We start from the raw sequence: 15,175 nt of genomic DNA on the forward strand, positions 1-15,175 counted from the left end.
TAGGGGAATAAGCGATGAGCAGCGTCGATGGCGTCAGTTCGGTACTCGACCAGTATCAGATGAAGCAGGACAGCACCACGCAGAACAAGGAGCTCGGCAAGAACGAGTTCCTCAACCTGCTGGTGGCGCAGTTGAACAACCAGAACCCGCTGGAGCCGCAGGGCAACGGTGAGTTCATCGCCCAGTTGGCCCAGTTCAGTACGGTCGAAGGGGTCGAGAAACTGAATTCGAGCATGCAGACCATCCTCTCCGGGTACCAGTCTTCCCAGGCGCTGCAGGCTTCGTCCCTGGTCGGGCGCAAGGTGATCGTGCCCACCGAGAGCGCGGTGGTCGACACCAGCGAAAGCTTCAAGGCCAGCCTGGTGCTGCCGACCTCCAGCAGCAACGTCTACGTCAACGTATACGACAGCACGGGCTCGGTGGTCAGTCGGGTGAACCTGGGCGAACAGGCCGCGGGCACCGTCAGCTTCATCTGGGACGGCAAGGACGCCAGCGGCAATACCTTGCCGCCCGGCACCTACAAGTTCGAAGCCCAGGCGACCTACGGCAACGAAACCAAGGGGCTTTACACCCTGCTGCCAGCCAACGTCGACAGCGTCACCCTGGGTGGCAGCGAATTGATGCTCAACCTTGCGGGGCTCGGCAGCGTGCCGCTTTCGCAAGTGCAGGTCATTGGTCAATAACTAACCGGCTTTAAAGTGCCGGCGATACCGGCAAGGAGATTTCCATGGCGTTCAATATCGGTCTGAGCGGCCTGCGTGCTGCGACCAATGACCTCAACGTGACCGGCAACAACATTGCCAACGCCGGCACCGCCGGCTTCAAGCAGTCGCGCGCCGAGTTCGCCGACGTCTATGCGGCCTCGATGCTCGGGAGCGGTTCCAACCCGCAGGGCAGCGGTGTGCTGCTCAGCGACGTGTCGCAATTGTTCAACCAGGGCAATATCAACTACACGCAGAATTCCCTGGATCTGGCGATCAACGGCAATGGCTTCTTCGTCACCAGCAACAATGGCGCCATCAGCTATACCCGTGCCGGTTACTTCGGCACCGACCGTGAAGGTTTCATCGTCAACAACTTCGGCTACAAGCTGCAGGGTTATGCGGTCGATGCCAATGGCAATCTGCAGAACGGTATCGTCACCGACCTGAAGGTGGAGAAGGCCAGTCAGGCGCCGAAGGCGACGACGACCATCACCCAGCCGTTCAACCTCAATTCGACCAGCACCGTGCCGACCACGACGCCGTTCGATCCGAGCGATCCGACCACCTTCAACAACTCCACCTCGGTGAACATCTACGACTCCCAGGGCAATGCCCACTCGTTCACCCAGTATTTCGTCAAGACCGGGGCCAATACCTGGGACATGAAGATCCTGGTCGATGGCCGTAACCCGCTCGATCCGACCAGCACCGAGGCACTCACGGCCGGGGTGACATTCGACGCCGCGGGCAAGCTGCAGGCCATCGATCCGGCGAACCTGAGTGCCGGCCTGTCGCTCAACGCCGACGGCACCATCAACATGGACGGCTGGGTGCCGGCGGCGCCGAACGATGCCGTGCCGCCCGTCTGGGGCGCGAATGGTTCCACGGCCAGCGCCAGCGGGGTGAAGTTCGATTTCCGTGCCTCGACCCAGTTCAACAGTACCTTCGCGGTGAGCAGCCTGAGTCAGGACGGCTATACCACGGGCGAGCTGTCGGGCCTCGAGATCGATGACAGTGGCGTGCTCTTCGCCCGTTACACCAATGGTCAATCGAAGGTGCAGGGGCAGATAGTGCTGGCCAACTTCGCCAACATGCAGGGGCTGACGCCGGTCGGCAAGACGGCCTGGGTGCAGTCCTTCGAGTCCGGCGAACCCGTATTGGGCACGCCCACCAGCGGTACGCTCGGGGCCTTGCAGTCCGGCGCGCTCGAGGACTCCAACGTGGAATTGTCCGACCAGTTGGTCAACCTGATCGTCGCTCAGCGCAACTACCAGGCCAACGCCAAGACCATCGAGACCGAGAGCACCATCACCCAGACCATCATCAACCTGCGTTGATGGCGTCAGCGAGTTGTTGCCGCCAGCGGCAACAACTCGCCAAACGACAATTTACAGGCTCCTTCGGGAGCCTTTTGTTTTTTATAAAACCTTTTTAATTCAATGGTTTGAGTTTTATTTTCTGGGGTGGCACGCGGTTTGCTATGAAACCTGCAACAGAGTCGCGGGCAAGCAGCCCACCTCGGAGGTTCCATGGACAAGATGCTGTACGTCTCCATGACTGGCGCCCACAACAACACGTTGGCCCAGCGTGCTCACGCCAACAACCTGGCGAACATTTCCACCAGCGGATTCCGCCGCGATTTCGAACAGGCGCGTTCGATGCCGATTTTCGGTGAGACCCAGCCTTCGCGTGTGTTCGCCATGAGCGAGCGGCCGGGCACCGACTTCACCCCCGGCACCCTGCAGGAAACCGGACGCGATCTCGACGTCGCCATTGGCGGGCAGGGCTGGCTGGCGGTGCAGGCGCCCGATGGCAGCGAAGCCTACGTGCGTACGGCGAGCCTGAATGTCGACTCCATGGGCATGCTGCGTACCGGCAACGGCTTGCCGGTGATGGGCAATGCCGGCCCGATCGCCGTTCCGCCAGAGCAGAAGGTCGAGATCGGCCAGGACGGCACCATCAGCATCCGCGCCCTGGGCGAAGCGCCCAACGTGCTGGCCGAAGTGGATCGGCTGAAGCTGGTCAATCCGGATCTCAGGCAGATGGAGAAGGGCACCGACGGCATGATCCGCTACACCGGCGAGCAGCCTGTGCTGGAGGATGCCACGGTGCAGATCACCTCGGGGTTTCTGGAGTCGAGCAACGTCAATGCCGTCGAGGAAATGACGGCGATCCTGTCGCTGTCCCGGCAGTTCGAACTGTCGGTGAAAATGATGCGTACCGCCGAAGACAACGACACCGCCATGGCTCGGGTCTTGCAGATCAGCTAATTACCAACACGCGACGCCGTGAAACTGGCGTCCGAGGAGAATAGACATGCTTCCGGCACTGTGGGTCAGCAAGACCGGTCTGTCCGCCCAGGACATGAACCTGACCACCATTTCCAACAACCTGGCCAACGTGTCCACCACGGGCTTCAAGCGTGATCGGGCCGAGTTCGAGGACCTGCTCTACCAGATTCGCCGTCAGCCCGGCGGCCAGTCCAGCCAGGACAGCCAGCTGCCGTCCGGCCTGCAGCTCGGCACCGGTGTGCGCGTGGTCGGCACGCAGAAGATCTTCACCGCCGGCAGCCTGCAGACCACCGAGCAGCCGATGGACCTGGCGGTCAACGGCCGTGGCTTCTTCCAGGTGCTGATGCCCGATGGCACGGTGTCCTATACCCGCGACGGCAGCTTCCACCTGAATTCCGATGGTCAGGTGGTGACGTCCCAGGGCTTCGCCCTGGAGCCGGCCATCGTGCTGCCAGCCGAAGTGCGCACCTTCACCGTCGGTGAGGACGGTACGGCGTCGGTGACCACCACCGGCAATCCGCAGCCGCAGGTCATCGGCAACCTGCAGATCGCCGACTTCATCAACCCGGCGGGCCTGGAAGCGATCGGCAACAACCTGTTCCTGGAAACCGCCGCCAGCGGCGCCCCGCAGGTGGGTACGCCCGGCCTGAACGGCCTGGGCACCACGCTGCAGAACACCCTGGAAAACTCCAACGTCAGCGTGGTCGAGGAGATGGTCAACATGATCACCACCCAGCGCGCCTACGAGATGAACTCGAAAGTCATCTCCACGGCCGACCAGATGCTGTCCTTCGTGACGCAGAATCTTTAACCACCGGGGCCGGGCGTGAACCCGGCTCCTTGATGTGCCAGAACGCTGTGAGGTAAGTGGTTATGAACCGCCTGGTGTGTGTGCTCTCTCTGTTCGCTGCCGTGCTGTCCAGCGGTTGCGTGGCGCCCGTCGCCAAGCCCAACGACCCGTACTATGCGCCCGTGCTGCCGCGTACTCCGCTGCCGGCGGCGCAGAACAACGGTTCGATCTATCAGTCGGGCTTCGAGAACAACCTGTTCGGTGACCGCAAGGCCTACCGCGTAGGCGACGTCATCACCATCACCCTGAACGAGCGCACCCAGGCCAGCAAGAACGCCAGTTCGCAGATCCAGAAGGACAGCAGCGCCAATATCGGTCTGACCTCGCTGTTTGGCGGTGGCGTGTCGGCGAGCAATCCGCTGACCGGCAACCCCATGTCCCTCGGCGCCGAATACGGCGCCCAGCGCGACACCCAGGGCTCCGGCCAGGCCGGGCAGAGCAACAGCCTGACCGGTTCGATCACCGTGACCGTGGCCGAAGTGCTGCCCAACGGCATTCTGGCCGTGCGCGGCGAGAAATGGATGACCCTCAACACCGGCGACGAGCTGGTGCGCATCGCTGGCCTGATCCGGGCCGACGACGTGGCCACCGACAACACCGTGGCCTCGACGCGCATCGCCGACGCCCGTATCACCTATTCCGGCACCGGCGCCTTCGCCGATGCCAGTCAGCCGGGGTGGCTGGATCGTTTCTTCATCAGCCCGCTGTGGCCGTTCTGAGGTAGATGACTTATGCGTAAATGGATCCTCGCCGTTGCCGCCTTGCTGCTGGCCACCACCGCTCACGCCGAGCGACTCAAGGATCTGGCCAGCATCCAGGGCGTACGCAGCAACCAGTTGATCGGTTACGGCCTGGTGGTGGGGCTCAACGGCAGCGGCGACCAGACCACCCAGACGCCCTTCACCGTGCAGACCTTCAACAACATGATGGCGCAGTTCGGCATCAAGGTGCCGGAGGGCGGCAACGTGCAGCTGAAGAACGTCGCGGCGGTGTCGATCCATGCCGATCTGCCGCCCTTCGCCAAGCCGGGGCAGACCATCGACGTGACCATCTCCTCGATCGGTAACGCCAAGAGCCTGCGCGGCGGCAGCCTGCTGATGACGCCGCTCAAGGGCATCGATGGCAACGTCTATGCCGTCGCCCAGGGCAACCTGGTGGTCGGCGGTTTCGATGCCAGCGGCGCCGATGGGTCGCGCATCACCGTCAACGTGCCATCCGCCGGTCGCATCCCCGGCGGCGCCACCGTCGAGCGCCCGGTGCCCAGTGGTTTCGACCAGGGCAACTACCTGACCCTGAACCTCAACCGCCCGGATTTCACCACGGCGAAGAACATCGTCGATCACATCAACGAACTGCTTGGCCCGGGCGTGGCCCAGGCCCTGGATGGCGGCTCGATTCGGGTCAGCGCGCCGCTCGACCCGAGCCAGCGCGTGGACTACCTGTCGATTCTGGAAAACCTCGAGGTGGAAGTGGGGCAGGCGGTGGCCAAGGTCATCATCAACTCGCGCACCGGCACCATCGTCATCGGCCAGAACGTGCGCGTGCAGCCGGCGGCGGTGACCCATGGCAGCCTGACCGTGACCATTACCGAAGACCCGATCGTCAGCCAGCCCGGGGCGCTGTCCGGCGGGCAGACCGCGGTCGTGCCGCGCTCGCGTGTCGGCGCCGATGAAGAGATGAAGCCGATGTTCAAGTTCGGCCCGGGCACCACCCTGGACGAGATCGTACGGGCGGTGAATCAGGTGGGCGCGGCGCCATCGGATCTGATGGCCATCCTGGAGGCGCTCAAGCAAGCCGGCGCCTTGCAGGCCGACCTGATCGTGATTTAAGGAGGCATGGGACATGGATACTCGACTCTCGGCCGCAGGCACCAGCACCCCCGACACGGGCGCCTACACCGATCTCAATCGCCTCAACCAGTTCAAGGTCGGTGGCGACAGCGAGCAGAACATCCGCAAGGTGGCGCAGGAGTTCGAGTCGCTGTTCCTCAATGAAATGCTCAAGGCCATGCGTTCGGCCAACGAAGCGTTCGGTGAAGGCAACTTCATGAACAGCAACGAGAGCAAGACCTACCAGGACATGTACGACCAGCAGTTGTCCGTGACCATGTCCAGCAGCAAGAACGGTATCGGCCTGGCCGACGTGCTGGCCCGGCAGATGACGAAGATGAAGGAGGTCAGCGATCGACCCAACCCCTTCGCCCAGGTCGATGCGCCGGTGCCGAGCGCACCGAGCAAGCCACTGGCCAGGCGCGAGGCCGTGGAGGCGGGCGCCTCGGCGGCGTCCCTGGCCAAGGTCGACAGCGACCGCAATGACGTGTCCTTGATCAACCAGCGCCGCCTGTCGCTGCCGGGCAAGCTGGCGGCGCGTGTGCAGGCCGGCATCGTGCCGGGTGCCGAGCCGGTCAGCGCGGCGACCGTGGCCGGCACGCCTGCCGGCTCGGCGGTCGGCAAGCCGCTGGTGCAGGGCGACTGGTTGCCGGCCAAGGCTTATGCGGCACCGGCCGAGCGCAGCCTGAGCATCAATGGCAGTACCGGGAAGACCACCTTCAGCAGCCCGCAGGAGTTCATCGACGCCATGCTGCCGATGGCCGAGCAGGCTGCCCGCAAGATCGGTGTCGATGCCCGTTACCTGGTGGCCCAGGCCGCTCTGGAAACCGGCTGGGGCAAGTCGATCATCCGCCAGAAGGATGGCACCACCAGCCACAACCTGTTCGGCATCAAGACCCACAATGTCTGGAGTGGCGAGTCGGCCAAGGTGATGACCACCGAATACCGGGATGGCAAGGCCGTCAAGGAAGCCGCCTCGTTCCGCGCCTACGAGTCCTTTGCCCATAGCTTCGAGGATTACGTCAGTTTCCTGCAGAACAATGGCCGCTACGAGAAGGCCCTGGACTCGACCGCCAATCCGGAGCAGTTCGCCCGTGAGCTGCAGAGGGCCGGCTACGCCACCGATCCGCAGTACGCCCGCAAGGTGACGCAGATCGCCCGGAAAATGTCGACCTATCAGATGATCGCCGCTGCTGGCACGCCACCCAACCGGGGATGAGAATGAACCATGGCTGACTTATTGAGCATTGGTCTGTCGGGCCTGTCGGCGAACAAGACGTCGCTGGCGGTCACCGGCCACAACATCAGCAATATCAACACCCCGGGCTACAGTCGCCAGGATACCGTGCAGGCCACCCGCACCCCGCAGTTCAGCGGGGCGGGCTATATCGGTTCGGGCACCACCCTGGTGGATATCCGCCGCAGCTACAGCGAGTTCCTCAATACCCAGTTGCGCAGCAGCACTTCGCTGAGCAGCGATGTGGCGGCCTACAAGAGCCAGATCGATCAGCTGGATTCGCTGCTGGCGGGCACCACCACGGGGATAACCCCGTCGCTGCAGAAGTTCTTCTCGGCCCTGCAGACCGCCGCCGAGGACCCGTCCAACCTGCCGGCGCGGCAGCTGGTGCTGTCGGAGGCCGAAGGGCTGAGCCGGCGTTTCAACACCGTCTACGACCGCCTGAACGAGCAGAACACCTTCGCCAACAAGCAGATGAGCGCGGTGGCCGACCAGGTCAACCGTCTGGCCGGCTCCATCGCCAGCCTCAACAACTCGATCGCCATCGCCCAGTCCAACGGCAGCCAGCCGAACGACCTGCTCGATGCCCGCGACGAAGCCGTACGCCAGTTGTCGACCTTCATCGGGGTCAATGTGGTGCAGCAGGACGATGGCTCGCAGAACATCTTCATCGGTTCGGGCCAACCGCTGGTCGTCGGCTCCACGGCGGGACGCCTGGAAGTGGTGCCCGGCGCCAATGACCCCAATCGGGCCGAAGTGCAGTTCGTCATCGGCAATTCACGCCAGGGCATCACTTCGCAGATCAGTGGCGGCGAGTTGGGCGGCATCCTGCGCTATCGCGAGGAAGTGCTGGACACCACCTTCAACTCCCTCGGGCGTCTGGCCCTGGCGGTCAGCGACCAGGTCAACAGTCAGCTGGGACAGGGGCTCGACCTCAAGGGGCAGGTCGGTACGGCCTTGTTCGGCGATTACAACGAGACGTCCCTGGCGCGTTTGCGCGTGCTCAGCTCGTCGGGTAACAGCGGCAACGCCCAGCCATTGCTCAACATCACCGACACCTCGGTACTGACTACCAGCGACTATCGCCTGGAATTCGATGGCACCAATTACTCGGCGCGGCGCTTGAGCGACGGCAAGGCCATGACCGTGGTGCAGAACCCGCCGGGTACGCTGAGCTTCCAGGACGATGCCGGACGTGATCAGGGCTTCCAGGTGGTGGTCGGTACGCCCGCCCCCGCCGCTGGCGACACGTTCCAGTTGCAGCCGACCCGCATCGGGGCGTCGACCATTTCCACGGTGCTCGATCAGGCCGATCAACTGGCCTTCGCCGCCCCCGTACGGGCCGAGGCCAATCTGCAGAACAAGGGCAATGGCGTGATCAGCCAGCCCGAGCTGCAGTCCACTGGCGCGAACATAGACATCGCAGCCCTGCAGGCCGCCTTTCCGCCGCTGACCCTGACCTATGACGCGGCCACGGGGGGCTTCTCCGGCCTGCCGGCCGGCGCCACGCTGACACGGGTCGACGCCAAGGGAGAGCCGATCACGCCTGCGCCGTCGCCGCTCTTCGAGCCGGGGCAGCAGAATAACTATGCGTTGCAACTGGCCGACGGCACGACCGTGCGGATGAGCCTGAGCGGTCGTCCGGAAAATGGTGACCGTTTCGACATCGCCTTCAACCAGAACGGCGTATCGGACAACCGTAACGCGCTCAAGCTGGTGGGGTTGCAGAGCAAGCAGGTCGTGGGGGTCGATAGCAGTGTGAGCGGTATCGGTACCGGTTCCACCCTCACCGACAGCTATGGCGACCTGATCGAGCGCGTCGGTACCTTGACGGCCCAGGCGCGGCAGGACAGCGAGGCGACCACGGCCATCCTCAAGCAGGCCCAGGACAACCGCGATTCATTGTCGGCGGTCAACCTGGACGAAGAGGCGGCCAACCTGATCAAGTTCGAGCAGTACTACAATGCTTCGGCACAGGTCATTCAAGTTGCGCGCTCCTTGTTCGATACCCTTATCGGTACGTTCAGGTAATCGGTTCCACAGCGCGGTATGGCCGCGCGACCAATAGCTTCCTCATCCCCGCAGGGATGGGGCATCTGGCAGGCGCCAGGCCGTGGCAGACAGAAGAGGCAGCACATGCGCATTTCCACCATCCAGGCTTTCAACAATGGCGTTCAGGGTCTGCAGCGCAACTACGCCAATGCCATTCGTACCCAGGAACAGATCAGTACCGGCAACCGCATCCTCACGCCCGCCGACGATCCGGTGGCCTCGGTGCGCCTGCTGCAGCTGGAGCAGCAACAGAACGTGCTGACCCAGTACAACGACAACCTGACCGCGGCGAAGAACAGCCTGGACCAGGAAGAGGTCACCCTGAATTCGGTCAACACCGTCCTGTTGCGCGTGCAGGAGCTGGCCGTGAGGGCCGGTAACGGCGCCCTCAGCGCGGAAGACCGGAACTCCATCGCTGCCGAACTGCGTGAGCGCGAAGAGGAACTGCTGGGGCTGATGAACACCAAGAACGCCCGTGGCGAGTACCTGTTCTCCGGTTTCCAGGGCAAGGCCGAGCCCTTCGTGCGCAACGCCGACGGCACCTATTCCTACCAGGGTGATGAAGGGCAACGCAAACTCGAGGTGGCAAGCTCGCTGCAATTGGCGATCAGCGATAACGGCAAGAAGGTATTCCAGAACGTCACCAATGCCGGGCGCCTCGACGCCGTGCTCAGCAGCCAGCCGGGGTCGACGCTACGGGCCTCGACGCCGCTGGTGCAGGACGAGGTGGCATTTACCGGTACGCCGGCTTTTCCCGAGGGCGGCATCGATATCGTCTTCGGTAACCCCGACGCCAACAGCTATGAGGTATTCGCCGCCGGCACCACGACGCCCGCGTTGGCCAGCGGCTCGATGGACGAGAATGTGAATTCTCCGGACAAGCTGGTTTTCCGGGGCGTGGTCATCAACTTCGATGGCGTTCCGGCCAGCGGTGACAGCGTTACCGTCACGGCCGATCCGCAGAGGCAGAAGCAGGGCGTGCTCGACACCATTGCCAACCTGCGGAAAGCCCTGGAGGAATCGCCGGCGACGCCCGAGGGCAATCTGGCGGTGCGCGATGCCGTTGCCGAGGCCATCACCAACCTGGCCAGCGCCAGTATCACCATCGACAGCACACGCGGGGAAATCGGCGCGCGCCTGAATATCATCGAGAGCACCCTGACCGACAACGAGGACGTGGCCCTGGTCAACAAGTCCGTCCAGGCCGAACTGCGCGAACTGGACTACCCGGAGGCGCTCTCGCGCCTGTCATTCCAGACGCTGATCCTCGAGGCCGCCCAGCAGAGCTACGTGAAGATCAGTAGCCTGAACCTGTTCAATAAGCTGTAAAGGTTTCAGGTGCTTCCACAGGCCGGTTCCCGCCCGGCCTGTCTCGAGCTTCCCTGGCGAAGCTTTTGCATATACTCAGGAAGGCGCCAAGAAATAGACGAGTTCGATGTCTGGCCAGTTACCATTGGCTATCCCCTTGAGCCGGTCGGCGTAGGTTCATCGGTCGATCCAATGCATCTGACAGAGATTCTGCTATGGCCACTCCTATCCCGGTCACAAGCCCGCTGCTACCGCCTCTCGACGAATTCATCCCCTACCTCGAGGAGATCTGGAAGAGCCGTTTCCTCACCAATGGCGGGGCCATGCACCAGGCGCTCGAGCAGGCGCTGTGTGAGTACCTGGGTGTCAAGCACATCTCGCTGTTCGCCAATGGCACCCTGGCCCTTCTTACCGCGCTGCAAAGCCTGAGGGTGACGGGGGAGGTCATCACCACGCCTTATTCCTTCGTCGCCACCAGCCATGCCCTCAGCTGGAACGGCCTGCGGCCGGTGTTCGTGGATATCGACCCGGTCACCTTGAACCTTGACCCGGATAGAATCGAGGCGGCCATCACGCCGCGAACCACGGCGATCATGCCCGTGCATTGCTACGGCAATCCCTGTGCGGTGACCGAGATCCAGCGTATTGCCGAGACCTACAACCTGAAGGTCATCTACGACGCCGCCCACGCCTTCGCCGTGCGTGACGAGGGCGGGAGCATCCTGCGTCACGGTGACCTCAGCGTTCTGAGCTTTCATGCGACCAAGGTCTTCAATACCTTCGAGGGCGGGGCGATCATCTGTCCGGACGAGGCGACCAAGCAGCGCATCGATCACCTGAAGAATTTCGGTTTCCTCGACGAAGTCACGGTGATCATGCCCGGGATCAACGGCAAGTTGAACGAGGTGAGCGCCGCGTTCGGGCTCCTGCAGCTCAAGCATGTCGACCATGCCTTGCTACGGCGGCGGGAGATAGACGGGCTCTATCGGGAGCTGCTGGCCGGCGTCGCGGGCATACGCTGCCTGGCGCCAGGCCCCCAGGCATTTGCCAACCATGCGTATTTCCCGGTTTTTGTCGAGGAGGGCTTTTCATTGTCGCGTGATGAGTTGCACCATTACCTGCGCGACCATGATGTTCTCGTACGCCGTTATTTTTACCCGTTGATCAGCGATTTCCCCATGTACAGCGGCTTGCCTTCCGCTGCACCGGCAAGCTTGCCCGTCGCGCGATCCGTGGCGGCGAAGGTGCTTTGCCTGCCGATCTATCCGACACTTGGCAAGGCCGAGATCGAACGGGTCGTGCAGTTGATCGCCCACGCCGGCCAGGCGTGACCCGTCTCAAGTTTCAGTTCATATCGGCCGATATGTTCAACAACAGCCAACCCCAGGGAACACCTTCATGAGCCAAGAGCAATTCATCGAAAACTTCCTTTCCGCGACCGACTTTCAAAATCCCGTTGAAGTGACCATGGATACCTTGCTGCTCGATCTGCCCGAGTGGGATTCGCTCGCCGCGCTGGGCGTCATCGTCATGTTCGACATGGAGTACGGCAAGACCATCACGGGCGATGATCTGCATAAAATCAGCAGTGTGGGCGAGCTCTACAAGCTGACAGGGCTGTAACCATGGCGACCTCCACGCTGAGAAACGTGCGTTTTGCCGGTATGGCGACCTGTGTGCCCAAGCGCGTGGTTTCCAATTTGACCGATTGCCGGCCCCAGCTGCGCTCCGAGCGTGAGCGCCTGGTGCGCAACATCGGCATCGAGACGCGGCGAATGGCGCCGAAGTGGCAATGTTTCTCCGACCTGGCCTTCGAGGCCACGGAGAAACTGCTGGAACAACTGGCGTGGAAGCGTGAAGAGATCGATGCGCTGATCGTCATGACCCAGTCGCCGGACTACCTGATCCCGTCAACCGCGATCATCCTGCAGGATCGGCTCGGCCTATCCAATGCCACCATCGCCTTCGACGTCAATCTGGGCTGTTCGGCCTACCCGTTCGGCATTCATCTGGTCGGCTCGATGATCGCCGGTGGCGGCGTGAAAAAAGCGCTGCTGCTGGTGGGTGACCGCAGTGCCCGCCTGGATGACCCGATCTTCTCCGATGCGGGCACCGCCACGGCGCTTGAGTTCAGCGAAGGTGCCGCGCCCATGTACTTCGACCTGAACAGCGATGGCAGTGGCTACAAGGCCATCATCCTGCCGGTCGGTGGCCACCGTGACCCGATTGGCATCCAGCACCTGGTGCCGTTCCGCGAGGACGAAAACGACCATTGGCACCGTGCCACCGACCTGGTGCTCGATGGCCCTGCGGTCTTGAGTTTCTCGACTCAACGCGTACCGCCGGCGGTGGAAAAGCTGCTCGACTATGCGAGGGCGAGCAAGGACGAAGTGGACTACTTCATCTTCCACCAGGCCAACCGCATGATCAACGAGACCATTCGCAAGAAGTTGGGCCTGCCGCAGGAGAAGGTGCCCTCGACCCTGCGGGACTTCGGTAACAGCAGCGGGGCGTCCCTGCCCGTGACCATGACCGCGCGGATCAACAAGGAGCTGGAAACGGGGCGCAACCGCGTCGTGCTGTCCGGCTTCGGCATCGGTCTTTCCTGGGGCACTGCCCTGGTGGATATCGAGAATGCCATCTTCCCGGATCTGATCGAGGCATGAAATGAGTGATGCGACCTCCGCGGATGCCTTCAGCCTGGAGGGCAAGCGCATTCTTGTCACCGGCGCCTCATCCGGCATCGGCCGACAGATCGCCATTAGCTGCGCGCAGATGGGCGCGCAGCTGGTCATCAGCGGACGGGACATGACCCGCCTGCAGGCCACGCTTTCAGCGTTGCCGGATCAGGGGCACACGCAGGTCGTGGCCGATCTCGGCAAGCAGGAGGATATCGATCGCCTCGTGGCGGAGGCGGGCCTGTTGAACGGGGTCGTTCACGCCGCCGGTATGTCCAAACTGGTGCCGCTGCGCTTGATCAACCGGGCCCACCTGGATGAGATGTTCGCCAGCAATACCTTCGCGCCGATGTTGCTGACCAAGGGGCTGCTGGCCAAGAAGCGGATGGCGGCCGGTGGCTCCATTTTGTTCATTGCCTCGGTGGCGTCCCACATAGGCCCCATGGCCAGTAGCGCTTATGCGGCCAGCAAGAGTGCCTTGCTGGGCATGGTGCGTTCGCTCGGGATGGAAGTGGCCAAGCAGAACATCCGCGCCAACTGCATCGCCCCGGGCTATGTGCGCACCCCGTTGCTGGACGGGTTGCAGGGCAGTGGCGGCAATATGGACGGCCTGTTCGACCTGACGCCGCTGGGCATGGGGGAGCCGGAGGACATCGCGCATGCCGCGGTATTCCTGCTGGCTGACGCCAGTCGCTGGATCACCCGCAACTATTTCATCGTGGATGGCGGGTTGACCGTTCCCATGGATATCTACGCATGAGCAATCCCGCATACAAGGCCTTCTCGCTCGAGGGCAAGACCATCCTGGTCACTGGCGCCTCGTCGGGGCTGGGCAAGCAGATCGCCATTTCCTGCGCCGAGCGCGGCGCTCGTATCGTGCTGACCGGGCGCGATGCCGAGCGTCTGCAGGCCACCCATGAGCTGCTCCCGGGCGAGGGGCATATCAGTGTGCTGGCCGATCTCACCGAGGCGCGGGAGCGTGAACGCCTGCTGCTGGCCGATGTGAAATTCAATGGCGTCGTGCATTGTGCCGGCATACAGAAGCATTGCCCCATACGGCAGTTGACCGAGCAGGCGATGACGGACATATACAGCGCCAACTTCCTCGCGCCGGTCATGCTCACCCAGCGGCTGCTGCAGGCCAATGCCATCGCGGCGCAGGGATCGATCATCTTCATGCTGTCTACCGCCGCGCACCTCGGCACGCGTGGCGTTGGCCCCTATTCGGCGATGAAAGCCGGGCTTGTCGGCATCATCAAGTGCCTGGCCCTGGAGCAGGCCAAGCACAAGGTTCGGGTCAATGGCATTTCACCGTCGGCGGTGGTGACGCCGATCTGGGGGCAGGATCAGCTCGAAGCGCAGAAGGCCCGTCACCCGCTGGGGCTGGGCGAGCCGCGTGACGTGGCCAACGCGGCGGTGTACCTGTTGGCCGATGCCAGCCGCTGGGTCACCGGCACCAGCCTGGTGATGGATGGCGGGTCGATCCTATGACCTATCCCGTGTTCATCATCGGCGCGGGAGGCTGGGGGCGTGAGGTGTTGGCGCAGATGCAGGGCGACCCGGCATGCGAAACGACATGGCACATTGGCGGCTTCCTCGATAACCGTTCCCACATTCTCGACGGCCTGGGGTGCGACGTGCCTATCGTCGGCAGTCCCGAGACTTACCAACCGCAGCGCGACGACCATTTCGTCTGCGCCATCGGCGATCCGCGAGCGCGCGCGCATTATGCGCGCCCGCTGCTGGACAAGGGGGCGCGATTCATTTCCGTCTTGACCGGGGCCTACATGAATCCTCGCGTGCATATCGGCCAGGGCTGCTTTCTCTGTCATCGTGTTCAGCTCAGCCCGGATGTCTGGCTGGGGGATTTCAGCAACGTCCATAGCAACAGCATGCTCGGGCATGACGTGCGTGTCGGTCACTACGCACAGATAGGCGCCATGACCTTCATCGGTGGCGGTGCCTGCATAGGCGACTTCGCCACGGTGCACCCGCACGCCACCATTCTGCCCGGCATCCGCATCGGCGAAGGCGCCATCGTTGGGGCCGGGTCTGTGGTGATCAAGCATGTAGCCGACGGAACCTCGGTGTTCGGTAACCCGGCCAGGCCCATCTTCCAGACCCAGACCGTTTGAGCGAGGTGGTCGATGCGCTCCAGGATGCATCCCAAGTATTACCTGTCCCCGGAGATCTTCGCCCGTGAGCGGCGGAAGATCTTCCGCAAGG

At 63.0% G+C, this 15,175-nt stretch carries 15 protein-coding genes; all 15 read left to right on the forward strand.

Features of this window, described 5'->3' with window-relative positions; all coding sequences use genetic code 11:
- The first annotated feature begins 14 nt into the window (after positions 1-14).
- The 15 genes from flgD (at position 15) to DNK34_RS07130 (ending at position 15,084) form a co-directional block, all read left to right on the forward strand.
- On the forward strand, positions 15-683 hold the full coding sequence (gene flgD / locus DNK34_RS07060; protein ID WP_131174002.1) for a flagellar hook assembly protein FlgD: 669 nt from the start codon (positions 15-17) through the stop codon (positions 681-683).
- Between the two features lie 44 nt (positions 684-727).
- Entirely contained in the window at positions 728-2,041 is a 1,314-nt protein-coding gene (flgE, locus tag DNK34_RS07065) for a flagellar hook protein FlgE (protein ID WP_131174003.1), read from the forward strand.
- 192 nt (positions 2,042-2,233) lie between these two features.
- Positions 2,234-2,974 (forward strand): flagellar basal body rod protein FlgF, encoded by a 741-nt coding sequence (locus DNK34_RS07070; protein WP_131174004.1) that lies wholly within the window; start codon positions 2,234-2,236, stop codon positions 2,972-2,974.
- Between the two features lie 46 nt (positions 2,975-3,020).
- Positions 3,021-3,806 carry a flagellar basal-body rod protein FlgG gene (flgG, locus tag DNK34_RS07075; RefSeq protein ID WP_131174005.1) on the forward strand — a complete coding sequence of 262 codons (786 nt, stop codon included), beginning with the start codon at positions 3,021-3,023 and terminating at the stop codon, positions 3,804-3,806.
- A gap of 62 nt (positions 3,807-3,868) precedes the next feature.
- Complete coding sequence (gene flgH, locus DNK34_RS07080) at positions 3,869-4,564, forward strand: flagellar basal body L-ring protein FlgH (RefSeq protein ID WP_131174006.1); 696 nt, start codon at positions 3,869-3,871, stop codon at positions 4,562-4,564.
- Positions 4,565-4,576: 12 nt separating this feature from the next.
- Positions 4,577-5,674, forward strand: a complete 1,098-nt coding sequence (locus DNK34_RS07085; RefSeq protein ID WP_131174007.1) for a flagellar basal body P-ring protein FlgI — start codon at positions 4,577-4,579, stop codon at positions 5,672-5,674.
- Between the two features lie 13 nt (positions 5,675-5,687).
- Complete coding sequence (gene flgJ / locus DNK34_RS07090) at positions 5,688-6,893, forward strand: flagellar assembly peptidoglycan hydrolase FlgJ (RefSeq protein ID WP_131174008.1); 1,206 nt, start codon at positions 5,688-5,690, stop codon at positions 6,891-6,893.
- Between the two features lie 9 nt (positions 6,894-6,902).
- The gene (gene flgK, locus DNK34_RS07095; RefSeq protein WP_131174009.1) at positions 6,903-8,942 is read left to right on the forward strand and encodes a flagellar hook-associated protein FlgK; all 2,040 of its coding nucleotides are present in this window, start codon (positions 6,903-6,905) and stop codon (positions 8,940-8,942) included.
- Positions 8,943-9,047: 105 nt separating this feature from the next.
- The gene (flgL, locus tag DNK34_RS07100) at positions 9,048-10,292 is read left to right on the forward strand and encodes a flagellar hook-associated protein FlgL (RefSeq protein ID WP_131174010.1); all 1,245 of its coding nucleotides are present in this window, start codon (positions 9,048-9,050) and stop codon (positions 10,290-10,292) included.
- A gap of 194 nt (positions 10,293-10,486) precedes the next feature.
- Positions 10,487-11,602, forward strand: coding sequence for a DegT/DnrJ/EryC1/StrS family aminotransferase (locus DNK34_RS07105; RefSeq protein WP_131174011.1), 1,116 nt, complete (start codon positions 10,487-10,489; stop codon positions 11,600-11,602).
- Between the two features lie 67 nt (positions 11,603-11,669).
- Positions 11,670-11,894 carry an acyl carrier protein gene (locus DNK34_RS07110; RefSeq protein WP_131174012.1) on the forward strand — a complete coding sequence of 75 codons (225 nt, stop codon included), beginning with the start codon at positions 11,670-11,672 and terminating at the stop codon, positions 11,892-11,894.
- A 2-nt stretch (positions 11,895-11,896) separates the two neighbouring features.
- Positions 11,897-12,937 (forward strand): ketoacyl-ACP synthase III, encoded by a 1,041-nt coding sequence (locus DNK34_RS07115; RefSeq protein ID WP_131174013.1) that lies wholly within the window; start codon positions 11,897-11,899, stop codon positions 12,935-12,937.
- Between the two features lies 1 nt (position 12,938).
- The gene (locus DNK34_RS07120) at positions 12,939-13,709 is read left to right on the forward strand and encodes an SDR family NAD(P)-dependent oxidoreductase (RefSeq protein WP_131174014.1); all 771 of its coding nucleotides are present in this window, start codon (positions 12,939-12,941) and stop codon (positions 13,707-13,709) included.
- The gene (locus DNK34_RS07125; protein ID WP_131174015.1) at positions 13,706-14,440 is read left to right on the forward strand and encodes an SDR family NAD(P)-dependent oxidoreductase; all 735 of its coding nucleotides are present in this window, start codon (positions 13,706-13,708) and stop codon (positions 14,438-14,440) included. The genes DNK34_RS07120 and DNK34_RS07125 overlap by 4 nt, the downstream gene beginning before the upstream one ends.
- On the forward strand, positions 14,437-15,084 hold the full coding sequence (locus tag DNK34_RS07130; protein WP_131174016.1) for an acetyltransferase: 648 nt from the start codon (positions 14,437-14,439) through the stop codon (positions 15,082-15,084). The genes DNK34_RS07125 and DNK34_RS07130 overlap by 4 nt, the downstream gene beginning before the upstream one ends.
- The last annotated feature ends 91 nt before the right edge of the window (positions 15,085-15,175 follow it).

This window comes from Phytopseudomonas dryadis (assembly GCF_004327355.1).
Lineage (GTDB): Bacteria > Pseudomonadota > Gammaproteobacteria > Pseudomonadales > Pseudomonadaceae > Aquipseudomonas > Aquipseudomonas dryadis.